The organism is Mesorhizobium sp. B3-1-7 (genome assembly GCF_006439385.1).
Lineage (GTDB): Bacteria > Pseudomonadota > Alphaproteobacteria > Rhizobiales > Rhizobiaceae > Mesorhizobium.
Map to the genome: position 1 here is coordinate 44,126 of NZ_VFTL01000024.1, position 12,919 is coordinate 57,044.

Sequence of the window (12,919 nt, forward strand, 5' to 3'; positions counted from 1 at the left end):
TCGCGCCAGCGTTAGGGCTGGCGATCGGCCGGCGCGACGAAGTTTCGCCATAGGCAAGCCGTAGCCGGGGCGCTAAGAGGATGCCGAAATGCGGCCCATCCGACACGCGGAAAACCACGAAGCGCCCTGATTTGACTGTTCAAACTTCCCTCAAACTGAAAGTCCAGCCCACCGAGGTCAGCGCGGTGCTGCGCCGCATCCTGGCCGAAAACGGCAAGGAATATCGCTGGACTTATGTCGTCGCCGTCGCCTGCCTGCTGATCGTTTCCGGCACCACCGCCTTCACGGCGTGGATCATGGCCCCGATGATCAACCAGATCTTCTACGAACGGCGCAGCGACATGATCGTCTGGATCTGCGCCGGTTTCATGGGCGCCTCCCTGCTGCGCGGCTTCGCCGGCTATGGCCAGGCAGTGGCGCTGGCGACGATCGGCAACAATCTGGTCGCCCGCTACCAGAAGCGCAGCTTCGACCATCTGATGAAGCTCGGCGTCAACTTCTTCAACGAGACCCGTTCCGGCCGGCTGGCGGCACAGGTCAACGAGAATGTCGGCGGCATCCGAGACCTGCTGTCGCTGACGCTAACTTCCATCAGCCGCGACGCGGTCTCGCTCGTCGCCCTCCTCGGCGTGATGATCTACCAGGATCCGGTGCTGTCGCTCAGCTCGCTGCTGATCGGGCCGCCGTTGATCTGGGCCGTCGTCTACATCACCCGCCGCCTGCGCAAGATCAACCGGGAATCCGTGCTGATCAACTCGCGGCTGAACGGATCGGTGCAGGAGGCCACCCAAGGCATCGCCATCGTCAAGGCCTTCACCCTGGAGGACGAGCTGGCGCGCCGCATCGGCATGATGGCCGACACGGCCGAGCAGCGTAACAACAAGATCGCCCGCGTCGCGGAGCGGCTGTCGCCGATTTCCGAAATCCTGGGCGGCCTCGCCATTACCGCCGTGCTTGCCTATTCCGGCTATCGGGCGCTGGTGCTCGGACAGCCGCCGGGCGCCGTGTTTTCCTTCATCACCGCGCTGATCCTGGCCTATGACCCGGCAAGACGCCTGGCCCGGACACAGGTCGGCATGGAACGTGCCCTGGTCAACGCGCGCATGATCTACGAACTGCTCGACCTCGAGCCGAAGCAGGGTGACGCGCCCGACGCGGTCGAGGCGAAGGTCACTACCGGCGAGGTGCGCTTCAACCATGTGACATTCGGCTACAACGCCGACATGCCGGTGCTCAGGGATTTGAGCTTTACCGCCGCGGCCGGCAAGGTGACGGCCGTCGTCGGCGCATCGGGCGCCGGCAAGTCGACGATGGTGGCGCTGCTGCAGCGCTTCTACGACGTCGACGAGGGCTCGATCGAGGTCGACGGCCAGGATATTGCCAAGGTGACCAAGCATTCGCTGCGCCAATCGATCGCCTATGTGGCGCAGGCGCCTTATCTCTTCGAAGGCACGATCCGCGACAACATCCGCTACGGCCGGCTCTCGGCCACCGACGCCGAGATCGAGCAGGCGGCGAAACAAGCGGCGGCCGACGAGTTCATCCGCCAGCAGCCGGAAGGCTACGACACGCCGGTCGGCGAAGGCGGCTCGACCCTTTCCGGCGGCCAGCGCCAGCGCGTGTCGATCGCGCGCGCCATCGTTCGCCAGGCGCCGATCCTCTTGCTCGACGAGGCGACCTCGGCGCTCGACAACGAGGCGGAGGCGCGCGTGCAGGAAGCGCTGACCCATGTCATGGAAGGGCGCACGACGATCGTGATCGCGCACCGGCTGTCGACCGTGGTCAATGCCGACCACATCATCGTGCTGGAAGAGGGGCGGCTGGTCGAGGAAGGCACGCATGCGACGCTGATGGCCGACCCGCACAGCATCTATGCCCGTTTCCACCGGATCCAGGGCAAGAAGGGGCTGGGGCTTGTCGACGACGTCAAGGCAAGCCAGACTTCGGGCCAAACTCCGGCGCCGCGCAGCCGCGCCAAGAAGACCGTCAGGAGAAGCGCATGAGCGAAGCCGGCGATATGAGCCTGGTTGTGGTGGGCGCCGCCGGCCGCATGGGCCAGACGCTGATCCGCGCCATCCACACCATGCCCGGCGCGCGCGTCGCCGCCGCGATCGAGCGGCCGGACTCGGCGCATCTCGGCAAGGATGCCGGCGAGCTCGCCGGCATCGGCATCATCAACGTGCCGATCGCCGACGATCCGCTGCCGGCCTTCGCCAAGGCCGATGGCGTGCTCGATTTCACGGCTCCAAGCGCGAGCGTCGAATTCGCCGGCTATGCCGCGCAGGCGCGCATCGTCCATGTCATCGGCACCACCGGCTGCTCGGCCGACGACAATGCCAGGATCGCCGCCGCCGCGCGCCATGCCACGATCGTCAAATCCGGCAATATGAGCCTCGGCGTCAATCTTCTGGCGGCGCTGGTCGAGCAGGCGGCGAAGGCGCTCGACCCTGACGATTTCGACATCGAGATCCTGGAAATGCACCACCGGCACAAGGTCGACGCGCCGTCCGGCACGGCGCTGCTGCTCGGCGAAGCGGCGGCGAAGGGGCGCGGCATCGATCTTGCCGACAACAGCGTGCGGGTGCGCGACGGCCATACCGGGGTGCGCAAGACGGGCTCGATCGGCTTTGCCACGCTGCGCGGCGGCTCCGTCGTCGGCGACCACAGCGTGATCCTTGCCGGCACCGGCGAGCGCATCACGCTTTCCCACCATGCCGAGGACCGGGCGATCTTCGCCCGCGGCGCCGTCAAGGCAGCGCTGTGGGCCCGCGCGAAGAAGCCCGGACTTTATTCCATGCGGGACGTGCTCGGCCTGAGCTGATCCCTATCCAAACATTCTATAGGAGCTGACATGTCGGGAACTCTCGTGCTCGTGCGCCACGGCCAGAGCGAATGGAACCTGAAGAACCTGTTCACCGGCTGGCGCGACGTCGGGCTGACCGAGCAGGGCACAGCCGAGGCGCTTGCCGCCGGCGAGAAGCTCAAGGCGCGCGGCCTGAAATTCGACATCGCCTACACCTCTGCCTTGAAGCGGGCGCAGGTGACCTGCCAGCACATCCTCGACATCGTCGGCCAGAGCGACCTGAAGACGATCCGCGACCAGGCGCTCAACGAGCGCGACTATGGCGACCTCTCCGGCCTCAACAAGGACGATGCGCGCAAGAAGTGGGGGGAGGAGCAGGTGCATATCTGGCGTCGCTCCTACGACATCGCGCCGCCCGGCGGCGAAAGCCTGAAGGACACCGGCGCGCGCGTCTGGCCCTATTATCTGCACGACGTGCAGCCGCATGTGCTGCGCGGCGAGACAGTGCTGGTCGCCGCGCATGGCAACTCGCTGCGCGCGCTGATCATGGCGCTGGACGGCAAGTCAGGCGAGGAGATCGTCAAGCTCGAGCTCGGCACCGGCGTGCCGATCATCTACAAGCTCAACGCCGATTCCACCGTGGCGTCGAAGGACGTGCTGGAGGGGTGAGGCGTTGCAAGAAGGGCGCTGGCGCCGACGCCAGCCCTTTCTCCCCGTCACTATACGGGGAGAAATGCCCGGCAGGGCAATGAGGGGCAGCGCCTACGCTGGGAAGAAAGAGGGCCGGCGCTGACGAAAAAAAACCGCGTTGACACACACCGTTTGCCCGCTTACTAGAGCGCCCACCAGCCCAGATGGCGGAATTGGTAGACGCGCACGGTTCAGGTCCGTGTTCCGCAAGGAGTGGAGGTTCGAGTCCTCTTCTGGGCACCATCCTTCGCTCTTCGAGCTTCGGATGGCAGGCCATCCCGGAGTTCCAAGAGCGAAGGGGGCGCCATTCATCCCGACTGCCAACGGGATGCAAGTCTCAACGTTCGCGATCAGCCGTAAGCTTCCAAACTTCGTCATTCCAGGGCGGAGCAAGGAGCGAAGCGAGGCGCGCAGACCCTGGAATCCATGCCGTGACGTCGAGGCGTTGCAGTGGTTACAGAATTCCGCTCCGTTGCACTATATGACCCGCGTCACGGCATGGATTCTCGGGTCAAGCCCGAGAATGACGACATGTGGCCGTTGGCCCAATCTCCCCTTCCGGTCCGTCTCCGAACAAGCCGCTCCAAACCCGGCGACCGGTTTGGTTTTTAAGCTGACTTGCTGACGCTATACATGTGAAGAGCCATGAAGCCGATCGCCAGAAGGACAAAAACCACAGCAAGGCCATAGGGCGCGCGATGTCGTTCCTCAATGGGAGATAGAACCTTCATGTCGCTCAATGGCCCCAATGTGTAATACGCCGAACCCGCAAGTCCGAAACCAAAGGCGAGGATGAGAAACAGGTTATGCCATAAAAAATTCGCCATGGGCCGCCTGCCGGGGTGAAACGCGAAATCTATAGCACCGGGCGATCAGTCGAGGCTAGTTCCGCGGGTCAAGCCCGGGCGTAACGAACTCCTAGAGCCAACCGCCCCTTCCGGCCAGTCCCCCAACAAACCGCTTCAAACCCGCCGCCTCGGGCGCTACGGTCCGCCCATGGCCCCTTCCGTCAGCCCGACCATCGCCGCGCGCCGCGACCAGATGTTTCCCGTGCTCACCGATGCGGATATCGAGCGCATGCGCCGCTTCGGCGAGGCCACGGCCTATGCCGCCGGCGAGCACATCGTGACGGCCGGCACGGTCTCGCCCGGGTTGATCCTCATCCTGTCGGGCAAGGTCGACATCACCCAGGCCGGCGGGATCGGGCCGCGCGAGCCGATCATCACCTACGGCCCCGGCAGCTTCGTCGGCGAGCTGGCGCAGCTGTCGAACCGGCCGTCGCTGGTCAACGCAGAGGCGAACGGACCGGTCGAGGCGCTCGTCATCCCCTCGCAGCGGCTGCGCGACCTGATGGTGCAGGAGGCCAATCTCGGCGAGCGCGTCATGCGGGCGCTGATCCTGCGCCGCGTCGGCCTGCTCGAAAGCGGCGCCAGCGGACCGGTCGTGATCGGCCCGCCCGGTAATGGCGACGTGCTGCGGCTACAAGGTTTCCTGCGCCGCAGCGGACTTCCCCATCGCGCTCTCGATTCCGACACCGACCCTTGCGCGAAAACGCTGATCGAGCGGTTCCATGTCGACCCGCACCATCTGCCGATCGTGCTCTGCCCCAACGGCAAGCTCATGCACAATCCGGGCGAGACCGAGCTCGCCCGCTGCGTCGGCCTGCTGCGGCCGATCGATGCCGGCAAGGTCTATGACGTGGCGATCGTCGGCGCCGGGCCGGCGGGGCTGGCGGCGGCGGTCTATGCCGCCTCGGAAGGGCTGTCGACCATCGTGCTCGATTGCCGCGCCTTCGGCGGACAGGCGGGCGCTTCGGCGCGGATCGAAAACTATCTCGGCTTCCCGACCGGGATCACCGGCATGGCGCTGATGGCGCGCGCCTATAACCAGGCGCAGAAATTCGGCGTCGAGATGGTGATCCCCGACGAGGCGAAGCTGCTCGACGACGCCGGCGACGGCGCCCGCTACAGGCTTGCCATCGGCGATGGCGAGAGCGTGCGCACGCGCGCCGTGGTGATCGCCAGCGGCGCGCGCTACCGCCGCCTCGATATCGCCAATCTGGCGCAGTTCGAGGGGGCCTCGGTGCATTACTGGGCCTCGCCGATCGAGGCCAGGCTTTGCCGCGACCAGGAAGTGGCGCTGGTCGGCGCCGGCAATTCGGCAGGACAGGCGGCTGTCTATCTGGCGAGCCAGGTGCGCAAGGTGACGCTCTTGGCGCGCCGCGACAGCCTCGACGCCACCATGTCGCGCTATCTCGTCGAGCGCATCGCGGCGCAGCCCAACATCGAGGTGCTGCCCGAGACCGAGACTACGGCGCTGGAGGGCCGTGACGGCAATCTCGAAGCGCTGCGCTGGCGCAACCGGGCGAGCGGCGAAGAGACGACGCGCGCCATCCACCACCTCTTCCTGTTCATCGGCGCCGATCCGAACACCGACTGGCTGGCGAATTGCAATGTGGCGCTGGATGCCAAGGGTTTCGTGCGCACCGGACCGGAGACGACACCCGGGCACGGGCTGATGGAGACCAGCCGAAGCGGCGTGTTCGCCATCGGCGACGTGCGCTGCGGCTCGACCAAGCGGGTCGCCGCCGCCGTCGGCGAAGGCGCGCAGGTGGTGGCGGCATTGCATGCCTATCTGGCGCGGAACGGCGAATTGGCGAGGAGAGCGTGATGGATGAATGCCGGCATACGAAGGACATCGAAAAGGTCACGCCGAGCGCGCTGGGCTGCGATGAATGCCTGAAGAGCGGCTCGTGGTGGGTGCATCTGAGACTCTGCCGGACCTGCGGTCATGTCGGCTGCTGCGACGACTCGCCCAACCGCCACGCGACAAAGCATTTCCATGCCACGCAGCATCCGATCATCGAAGGCTACGACCCGCCGGAAGGCTGGGGCTGGTGCTTCGTCGACGAGGTTTTTGTCGACCTCGAGGGCGATACGACGCCGCAGAATGGGCCGATCCCGAAGTTTGTTTGAGGGTACGCTTTTAACGCACCGAACCCGTCACGGTCTGATCGATGGCGTCGGGCACGGATTTGCGATCGTTGCCGGCGAAGATGCCGATGAGGAGCAGGCTGAGCACGACCGGCACAAACAGGATGGCGACGCGCGCCTGCACGTAAAAGATGGCGCGCCATTCATTTCGCTTTTCGTCGTTCATCATGCTCGCTCTGTGGTGCCTCCCGGCGAGGGGACATAGAGACGAAGCGTTAAACATCTCCTTCCGATTCGGTTAATGCGGGACGATCTGCTGGAATCGCGAAGGGTAGCGCTGGCCCCCGCTCCGTCTCGGCGCTACGCGCCGAGCCACCTCTCCCCCGCCTTTGGCGGGGGCGAGGAACCCTAGCTTGCGAAGGGTCGCGGCTTCGGCATGCGTTGGAGATTGGCCGAAACGCCCATCGCGATCGTCATCCACGGGCGAAGCGGGAGCGAAGCGGACGCGCAGACCCGAGGATCCATTCCGTGACTTCCGAGCGCCGCAGCGGTGCAGACTTCTGCTCCGCTGCGTTCTTCGATCAAGGTCACGGAATGGATTCCAGGGTCTGCGCGACGCCGCTTCGCGGCTGCTCCGCCCTGGAATGACGAGGCTGAGGGCTTCAGCTAATGCCCAGCGTTTGCACCAATTCCTCTGTCGAGAAAACCAACACTCAAACGGCTTTCAGCGCAAACAACCGGCCGCCGGCCGGCACGACGTCGTCGATGCCGGCAAGCCGTAGGCAATGCCAGGCCATGGCGTGATTGGAGGAGGTGACGGGAATGCCGATGCGGCGCTCCAGATCGGCGACCGCCTCGGCGACGCGCAGGCTGGTGCAGGAGATGAAGATCGCTTCGACGCTCGGCACTTGCGCCATGCGTTCGGCCGCCGCCTCGATCGAGGCGAGCGAGATGCGGGCCGCCTCGCGGTCGTCGCGGCGGTCGAAGGTGGCGACGGCCGCGATGTCGAGGCCGCGTCCGGTGAAATAGCGGACGAGGCCCTGGTTGATCTCGGGCGCGTAAGGGGTCAGCAGGCCGATGCCCTTGGCACCCAATGCCTTGAAGGCGGCCAAGGCGCCGGTGACCGGCGTGGTGCAGGCGACGCCCGACCGCGCCTTCCTGATCTCGGCGAAGACGGCTTCCTCGCCGAGCGTCATGGTGGCCGAGGTGCAGCCGAAGCCGACGACGTCGAGCGGGATGCTGGGCAGGATGAGGTCGACGGTGGGCGCGATGCGCGGGCCCATGGCGCGCAGCGTTTCCGGCGTGATGTCGTTGTCGTTGAACAGACGCGCCTCGTAGAAGGCGACGCCCGGAATGCGCACCAGCGCGCGGAACTCATGCTCCAGCGTCTGATCGGTGGCGAGGATCGCCAGCCCGATCGCCGCGCGCGAGGCGAGGCCGCCGTCGATCTCCGATGGCAGCACACCCAGATCGACTGGCATGGGACCGACAGGCCCTGAAGCGGCAAGCGGCGCGGCGGCGAGATCGGCGGACATGGCGTTCCCTTTCTTGTCGGAGCGGGATCGATCCCGCTCTCAGTTCAAAAGTCCATCCATCGAAATGGCCGGCTTGCGGCCGGCGATCAGGTCGGCGGTGATGCGGGCCGAGCCATGCGACATGGTCCAGCCGATATGGCCGTGCCCGGTGTTGAGATAGAGGTTGCGCAGGCGCCGCTGGCCGAATTCGGGCAAATTGTTGGGCGTCATGGGCCGCAGGCCTGCCCACATCTCGGCGCGGTCGTAATCGGCGCCTTCCGGATAAAGCTCCTCGGTCACACCTTTCATGAAGGCGAAATCGGCAGGCTTGTGGCTGGTGTCGTAGCCGGCGAACTCGGCGGTGGCGGTGACGCGCAGCCGGTCGTCGAACCGCGACACGGCGACCAGGTTGTGCTCGTCGATCGCGGCGATGGTCGGCGGCGCCGGCCGGTTGCCGACCGGAATGGTCAGCGAATAGCCCTTGATCGGATAGATCGGCAGGCTGATGCCGACGGTCTTGGCGATCAGCGGGCTGTAGGAGCCGAGTGCCAGCACATAGGCGTCGCCCTTGACCGCGCCCTTGTCGGTCGTCACCTGGACTACGCCGTCGCCGGATGTCTCGATGCCGGTGATGGTCGTGCCGGTGCGGATCTCGCCGCCGCGCTCGACCACCTTGGCGGCAAGCGCGCGGGTGAACTTCGCCGGGTCGCCGGTCTCGTCGGTCGGGCAATGGATGCCGCCGGCGATTTTTTCCCTGGCCGAAGCCAGCGACGGATCGAGCGCGACGATGGCGTCGCGATCGAGCATCCTGATCAGCTGGCCGTCGGATTCCAGCAGCCGCATATGCTCGACGCCTTTGTCGAGCGCCTGCTGGCTGCGATAGAAATAGAGGATGCCGCGATCGTTGCGGTCGTATTCGATCGCCTCGTCGGCGACGACCTCTTGCAGGACCGATTGCGAATAGACAGCGAGCCGATGCTTGAGCAGCGTGTTACGCTTGGCCTTTTCCGCCGTGCATTCCATCAGGAACAGCCACGACCAGCTGTAGAGCCGGGGGTCGGCCGAAAGCCTGAAGCGCAACGCCTGGTCCTTCAGCACCAGCGATTTCAAGAGGATCATCGGCGCCTTGGGCGAGGACCAGACGAAGGAGTGCCCCGGCGCGATCATGCCGGCATTGCCCCAGCTCGTCTCGGCCGCGACCTGCGGCTGGCGCTCGAGGATGACGACCTCGTGCCCGTCCTTCTGCAGCTGATAAGCGGTGGTGACGCCGACAACGCCCCCACCCAACACGACCACGCGCATAGCGCCTCCGGAGATCGCAAAGTGGGGCAGTTTAGAATGTAGATTGCGGTGTGCAATGGCACACATACCGAGATGTCGGCAGGACAGCGCCCTCTCTCGTGGGCAGGGCTATCGCAAATTGCAATTCGTCATTCTAGGGCGGAGCAAGGAGCGAAGCGACGCGCGCAGACCCTAGAATCCATGCCGTGACATTGGCCATAGAATGCAACGACCCAGAATAGCCGTTGGCGATGGCGCCAGATAAGATCGTCACATGACAGGCTACGTCTACATGACCGCGAGCCAGAAAGGCGGCACGATCTATATCGGCGTCACCAACGACCTTGCTCGCCGCATGCCCGAGCATAAGACCGGCCAGGGCTCCAGCTTCACCAGCCGATCCCGCGAAACAACTCGAACCATTCCGGGTTGCTCTTCTCGATCAAGTCGACCTTCCATTGGCGTGGCCAGCGCTTCAATGACGTCTCACGCTGGATGGCGTCGGTGATGTCGAAATGCTCTTCGTACCAGACGAGGCGCTGCACACCGTAACGGCTGGTGAAGCTGGAGCCCTGGCCGGTCTTATGCTCGGGCATGCGGCGAGCAAGGTCGTTGGTGACGCCGATATAGATCGTGCCGCCTTTCTGGCTCGCGGTCATGTAGACGTAGCCTGTCATGTGACGATCTTATCTGGCGCCATCGCCAACGGCTATTCTGGGTCGTTGCATTCTATGGCCAATGTCACGGCATGGATTCTAGGGTCTGCGCGCGTCGCTTCGCTCCTTGCTCCGCCCTAGAATGACGAATTGCAATTTGCGATAGCCCTGCCCACGAGAGAGGGCGCTGTCCTGCCGACATCTCGGTATGTGTGCCATTGCACACCGCAATCTACATTCTAAACTGCCCCACTTTGCGATCTCCGGAGGCGCTATGCGCGTGGTCGTGTTGGGTGGGGGCGTTGTCGGCGTCACCACCGCTTATCAGCTGCAGAAGGACGGGCACGAGGTCGTCATCCTCGAGCGCCAGCCGCAGGTCGCGGCCGAGACGAGCTGGGGCAATGCCGGCATGATCGCGCCGGGGCACTCCTTCGTCTGGTCCTCGCCCAAGGCGCCGATGATCCTCTTGAAATCGCTGGTGCTGAAGGACCAGGCGTTGCGCTTCAGGCTTTCGGCCGACCCCCGGCTCTACAGCTGGTCGTGGCTGTTCCTGATGGAATGCACGGCGGAAAAGGCCAAGCGTAACACGCTGCTCAAGCATCGGCTCGCTGTCTATTCGCAATCGGTCCTGCAAGAGGTCGTCGCCGACGAGGCGATCGAATACGACCGCAACGATCGCGGCATCCTCTATTTCTATCGCAGCCAGCAGGCGCTCGACAAAGGCGTCGAGCATATGCGGCTGCTGGAATCCGACGGCCAGCTGATCAGGATGCTCGATCGCGACGCCATCGTCGCGCTCGATCCGTCGCTGGCTTCGGCCAGGGAAAAAATCGCCGGCGGCATCCATTGCCCGACCGACGAGACCGGCGACCCGGCGAAGTTCACCCGCGCGCTTGCCGCCAAGGTGGTCGAGCGCGGCGGCGAGATCCGCACCGGCACGACCATCACCGGCATCGAGACATCCGGCGACGGCGTAGTCCAGGTGACGACCGACAAGGGCGCGGTCAAGGGCGACGCCTATGTGCTGGCACTCGGCTCCTACAGCCCGCTGATCGCCAAGACCGTCGGCATCAGCCTGCCGATCTATCCGATCAAGGGCTATTCGCTGACCATTCCGGTCGGCAACCGGCCGGCGCCGCCGACCATCGCCGCGATCGACGAGCACAACCTGGTCGCCGTGTCGCGGTTCGACGACCGGCTGCGCGTCACCGCCACCGCCGAGTTCGCCGGCTACGACACCAGCCACAAGCCTGCCGATTTCGCCTTCATGAAAGGTGTGACCGAGGAGCTTTATCCGGAAGGCGCCGATTACGACCGCGCCGAGATGTGGGCAGGCCTGCGGCCCATGACGCCCAACAATTTGCCCGAATTCGGCCAGCGGCGCCTGCGCAACCTCTATCTCAACACCGGGCACGGCCATATCGGCTGGACCATGTCGCATGGCTCGGCCCGCATCACCGCCGACCTGATCGCCGGCCGCAAGCCGGCCATTTCGATGGATGGACTTTTGAACTGAGAGCGGGATCGATCCCGCTCCGACAAGAAAGGGAACGCCATGTCCGCCGATCTCGCCGCCGCGCCGCTTGCCGCTTCAGGGCCTGTCGGTCCCATGCCAGTCGATCTGGGTGTGCTGCCATCGGAGATCGACGGCGGCCTCGCCTCGCGCGCGGCGATCGGGCTGGCGATCCTCGCCACCGATCAGACGCTGGAGCATGAGTTCCGCGCGCTGGTGCGCATTCCGGGCGTCGCCTTCTACGAGGCGCGTCTGTTCAACGACAACGACATCACGCCGGAAACGCTGCGCGCCATGGGCCCGCGCATCGCGCCCACCGTCGACCTCATCCTGCCCAGCATCCCGCTCGACGTCGTCGGCTTCGGCTGCACCTCGGCCACCATGACGCTCGGCGAGGAAGCCGTCTTCGCCGAGATCAGGAAGGCGCGGTCGGGCGTCGCCTGCACCACGCCGGTCACCGGCGCCTTGGCCGCCTTCAAGGCATTGGGTGCCAAGGGCATCGGCCTGCTGACCCCTTACGCGCCCGAGATCAACCAGGGCCTCGTCCGCTATTTCACCGGACGCGGCCTCGACATCGCGGCCGTCGCCACCTTCGACCGCCGCGACGACCGCGAGGCGGCCCGCATCTCGCTCGCCTCGATCGAGGCGGCGGCCGAACGCATGGCGCAAGTGCCGAGCGTCGAAGCGATCTTCATCTCCTGCACCAGCCTGCGCGTCGCCGAGGCGGTCGCCGATCTGGAGCGCCGCATCGGCATTCCCGTCACCTCCTCCAATCACGCCATGGCCTGGCATTGCCTACGGCTTGCCGGCATCGACGACGTCGTGCCGGCCGGCGGCCGGTTGTTTGCGCTGAAAGCCGTTTGAGTGTTGGTTTTCTCGACAGAGGAATTGGTGCAAACGCTGGGCATTAGCTGAAGCCCTCAGCCTCGTCATTCCAGGGCGGAGCAGCCGCGAAGCGGCGTCGCGCAGACCCTGGAATCCATTCCGTGACCTTGATCGAAGAACGCAGCGGAGCAGAAGTCTGCACCGCTGCGGCGCTCGGAAGTCACGGAATGGATCCTCGGGTCTGCGCGTCCGCTTCGCTCCCGCTTCGCCCGTGGATGACGATCGCGATGGGCGTTTCGGCCAATCTCCAACGCATGCCGAAGCCGCGACCCTTCGCAAGCTAGGGTTCCTCGCCCCCGCCAAAGGCGGGGGAGAGGTGGCTCGGCGCGTAGCGCCGAGACGGAGCGGGGGCCAGCGCTACCCTTCGCGATTCCAGCAGATCGTCCCGCATTAACCGAATCGGAAGGAGATGTTTAACGCTTCGTCTCTATGTCCCCTCGCCGGGAGGCACCACAGAGCGAGCATGATGAACGACGAAAAGCGAAATGAATGGCGCGCCATCTTTTACGTGCAGGCGCGCGTCGCCATCCTGTTTGTGCCGGTCGTGCTCAGCCTGCTCCTCATCGGCATCTTCGCCGGCAACGATCGCAAATCCGTGCCCGACGCCATCGATCAGACCGTGACGGGTTCGGTGCGTTAAAAGC

13 protein-coding genes, 1 tRNA gene and 1 pseudogene are annotated in these 12,919 nt (G+C 65.2%); 10 read left to right on the top strand and 5 right to left on the bottom strand.

Going from position 1 to position 12,919, the window contains the following annotated elements; all coding sequences use genetic code 11:
- Window positions 1-80: 80 nt before the first annotated feature.
- The 4 genes from FJ417_RS20070 (at window position 81) to FJ417_RS20090 (ending at window position 3,736) form a co-directional block, all read left to right on the top strand.
- Complete coding sequence (locus FJ417_RS20070) at window positions 81-2,003, top strand: ABC transporter ATP-binding protein (protein WP_246687500.1); 1,923 nt, start codon at window positions 81-83, stop codon at window positions 2,001-2,003.
- Window positions 2,000-2,821 carry a 4-hydroxy-tetrahydrodipicolinate reductase gene (gene dapB / locus FJ417_RS20075; RefSeq protein ID WP_140784699.1) on the top strand — a complete coding sequence of 274 codons (822 nt, stop codon included), beginning with the start codon at window positions 2,000-2,002 and terminating at the stop codon, window positions 2,819-2,821. The genes FJ417_RS20070 and dapB overlap by 4 nt, the downstream gene beginning before the upstream one ends.
- Window positions 2,822-2,851: 30 nt before the next feature.
- Window positions 2,852-3,472, top strand: a complete 621-nt coding sequence (locus FJ417_RS20080) for a 2,3-bisphosphoglycerate-dependent phosphoglycerate mutase (protein WP_140784700.1) — start codon at window positions 2,852-2,854, stop codon at window positions 3,470-3,472.
- Window positions 3,473-3,651: 179 nt separating this feature from the next.
- A tRNA-Leu gene (locus FJ417_RS20090) sits at window positions 3,652-3,736 on the top strand.
- A gap of 365 nt (window positions 3,737-4,101) precedes the next feature.
- Here FJ417_RS20090 and FJ417_RS20095 read toward each other — a convergent pair.
- Window positions 4,102-4,320, bottom strand: coding sequence for a hypothetical protein (locus FJ417_RS20095; RefSeq protein WP_140784702.1), 219 nt, complete (start codon window positions 4,318-4,320; stop codon window positions 4,102-4,104).
- A gap of 169 nt (window positions 4,321-4,489) precedes the next feature.
- On the opposite strand from FJ417_RS20095, the gene FJ417_RS20100 reads away from it, so the two are divergent.
- Both FJ417_RS20100 and FJ417_RS20105 read left to right on the top strand, forming a co-directional pair.
- A complete protein-coding gene (locus FJ417_RS20100) occupies window positions 4,490-6,163 on the top strand; it encodes a cyclic nucleotide-binding domain-containing thioredoxin-disulfide reductase (RefSeq protein ID WP_140784703.1) in 1,674 nt (557 codons plus the stop codon).
- Entirely contained in the window at window positions 6,163-6,468 is a 306-nt protein-coding gene (locus tag FJ417_RS20105) for a UBP-type zinc finger domain-containing protein (protein WP_140784704.1), read from the top strand. Before FJ417_RS20100 ends, FJ417_RS20105 begins: the two co-directional genes overlap by 1 nt.
- Window positions 6,469-6,478: 10 nt before the next feature.
- On the opposite strand, the gene FJ417_RS20110 is transcribed toward FJ417_RS20105, so the two are convergent.
- The 3 genes from FJ417_RS20110 to FJ417_RS20120 form a co-directional block, all read right to left on the bottom strand.
- Window positions 6,479-6,655, bottom strand: a complete 177-nt coding sequence (locus tag FJ417_RS20110) for a hypothetical protein (protein ID WP_140645956.1) — start codon at window positions 6,653-6,655, stop codon at window positions 6,479-6,481.
- A 484-nt stretch (window positions 6,656-7,139) separates the two neighbouring features.
- Window positions 7,140-7,961: an aspartate/glutamate racemase family protein gene (locus FJ417_RS20115; protein ID WP_140784705.1), complete on the bottom strand. Its 822-nt coding sequence runs from the start codon at window positions 7,959-7,961 to the stop codon at window positions 7,140-7,142.
- Window positions 7,962-8,000: 39 nt separating this feature from the next.
- A complete protein-coding gene (locus FJ417_RS20120; protein ID WP_140784706.1) occupies window positions 8,001-9,242 on the bottom strand; it encodes a D-amino acid dehydrogenase in 1,242 nt (413 codons plus the stop codon).
- A 253-nt stretch (window positions 9,243-9,495) separates the two neighbouring features.
- Between FJ417_RS20120 and FJ417_RS20125 the strand changes: the two are divergent.
- Window positions 9,496-9,621 (top strand): annotated as a pseudogene (locus FJ417_RS20125) (GIY-YIG nuclease family protein); the annotation flags it as partial.
- Here FJ417_RS20125 and FJ417_RS20130 read toward each other — a convergent pair.
- Complete coding sequence (locus FJ417_RS20130) at window positions 9,611-9,898, bottom strand: GIY-YIG nuclease family protein (protein WP_140784707.1); 288 nt, start codon at window positions 9,896-9,898, stop codon at window positions 9,611-9,613. The pseudogene FJ417_RS20125 and the gene FJ417_RS20130 overlap by 11 nt on opposite strands.
- A gap of 253 nt (window positions 9,899-10,151) precedes the next feature.
- Between FJ417_RS20130 and FJ417_RS20135 the strand changes: the two genes are divergently transcribed.
- The 3 genes from FJ417_RS20135 to FJ417_RS20145 all read left to right on the top strand — a co-directional run bounded on the left by FJ417_RS20135 (window position 10,152) and on the right by FJ417_RS20145 (window position 12,915).
- Window positions 10,152-11,393 carry a D-amino acid dehydrogenase gene (locus FJ417_RS20135; protein ID WP_140784706.1) on the top strand — a complete coding sequence of 414 codons (1,242 nt, stop codon included), beginning with the start codon at window positions 10,152-10,154 and terminating at the stop codon, window positions 11,391-11,393.
- Between the two features lie 39 nt (window positions 11,394-11,432).
- A complete protein-coding gene (locus FJ417_RS20140) occupies window positions 11,433-12,254 on the top strand; it encodes an aspartate/glutamate racemase family protein (protein ID WP_140784705.1) in 822 nt (273 codons plus the stop codon).
- A 484-nt stretch (window positions 12,255-12,738) separates the two neighbouring features.
- Entirely contained in the window at window positions 12,739-12,915 is a 177-nt protein-coding gene (locus tag FJ417_RS20145; RefSeq protein WP_140645956.1) for a hypothetical protein, read from the top strand.
- Window positions 12,916-12,919: the final 4 nt, after the last annotated feature.

What these genes read in the sequence shown, in the direction of transcription:
- FJ417_RS20070 (WP_246687500.1), top strand. Translation starts at nt 81, where the DNA reads ATGCCGAAATGCGGCCCATCCGACACGCGGAAAACCACGAAGCGCCCT.
- dapB (WP_140784699.1), top strand. Translation starts at nt 2,000, where the DNA reads ATGAGCGAAGCCGGCGATATGAGCCTGGTTGTGGTGGGCGCCGCCGGC.
- FJ417_RS20080 (WP_140784700.1), top strand. Translation starts at nt 2,852, where the DNA reads ATGTCGGGAACTCTCGTGCTCGTGCGCCACGGCCAGAGCGAATGGAAC.
- FJ417_RS20095 (WP_140784702.1), bottom strand. Translation starts at nt 4,320, where the DNA reads ATGGCGAATTTTTTATGGCATAACCTGTTTCTCATCCTCGCCTTTGGT.
- FJ417_RS20100 (WP_140784703.1), top strand. Translation starts at nt 4,490, where the DNA reads ATGGCCCCTTCCGTCAGCCCGACCATCGCCGCGCGCCGCGACCAGATG.
- FJ417_RS20105 (WP_140784704.1), top strand. Translation starts at nt 6,163, where the DNA reads ATGGATGAATGCCGGCATACGAAGGACATCGAAAAGGTCACGCCGAGC.
- FJ417_RS20110 (WP_140645956.1), bottom strand. Translation starts at nt 6,655, where the DNA reads ATGATGAACGACGAAAAGCGAAATGAATGGCGCGCCATCTTTTACGTG.
- FJ417_RS20115 (WP_140784705.1), bottom strand. Translation starts at nt 7,961, where the DNA reads ATGTCCGCCGATCTCGCCGCCGCGCCGCTTGCCGCTTCAGGGCCTGTC.
- FJ417_RS20120 (WP_140784706.1), bottom strand. Translation starts at nt 9,242, where the DNA reads ATGCGCGTGGTCGTGTTGGGTGGGGGCGTTGTCGGCGTCACCACCGCT.
- FJ417_RS20130 (WP_140784707.1), bottom strand. Translation starts at nt 9,898, where the DNA reads ATGACAGGCTACGTCTACATGACCGCGAGCCAGAAAGGCGGCACGATC.
- FJ417_RS20135 (WP_140784706.1), top strand. Translation starts at nt 10,152, where the DNA reads ATGCGCGTGGTCGTGTTGGGTGGGGGCGTTGTCGGCGTCACCACCGCT.
- FJ417_RS20140 (WP_140784705.1), top strand. Translation starts at nt 11,433, where the DNA reads ATGTCCGCCGATCTCGCCGCCGCGCCGCTTGCCGCTTCAGGGCCTGTC.
- FJ417_RS20145 (WP_140645956.1), top strand. Translation starts at nt 12,739, where the DNA reads ATGATGAACGACGAAAAGCGAAATGAATGGCGCGCCATCTTTTACGTG.